This is a genomic window from Neorhizobium lilium, assembly GCF_004053875.1.
Classification (GTDB): domain Bacteria; phylum Pseudomonadota; class Alphaproteobacteria; order Rhizobiales; family Rhizobiaceae; genus Neorhizobium; species Neorhizobium lilii.
Window position 1 is genome coordinate 1 of record NZ_SBIP01000015.1, and the last position, 340, is coordinate 340.

The 340-nt window shown below is 56.5% G+C and carries 1 protein-coding gene; it reads right to left on the reverse strand.

The window, feature by feature from the left end; genetic code table 11:
* A partial coding sequence (locus tag EPK99_RS25185; protein WP_164901895.1) for a helix-turn-helix domain-containing protein occupies nucleotides 1-198 on the reverse strand: 198 nt, incomplete at its 3' end.
* Nucleotides 199-340: the final 142 nt, after the last annotated feature.

A 340-nucleotide genomic window follows, 5' to 3' on the forward strand; every position in this document is an offset into this window, starting at 1 on the left:
GCTCGGCCGCGATCGCTTCCTGGAAACAAGACCGGCCGGACCATCCCGGTCATAGGCTTGCAGCAGCCGATGGACCTGGCTTCGACTGAGGTAGAGCTGTTCGGCAGCCTGGACAACGCTCAGGCGTTCATCACGGATCTTCTGGATAAGTTCGAGGCGATGCAATTCTTTCTGCGACATGGTGATCAAAAAGGACATGACGACTCCGACCGCTCATGGTCTCGACCAGGCTGAAGATCGTCATCCTTGCTCCCAACGTTGGCTTTGACCAGTGCGTCGAGAGGCGAGGCTGTCGCATCTCTAACTGGCCCAACTGTCGCATTACTAAATAGCCGCTACA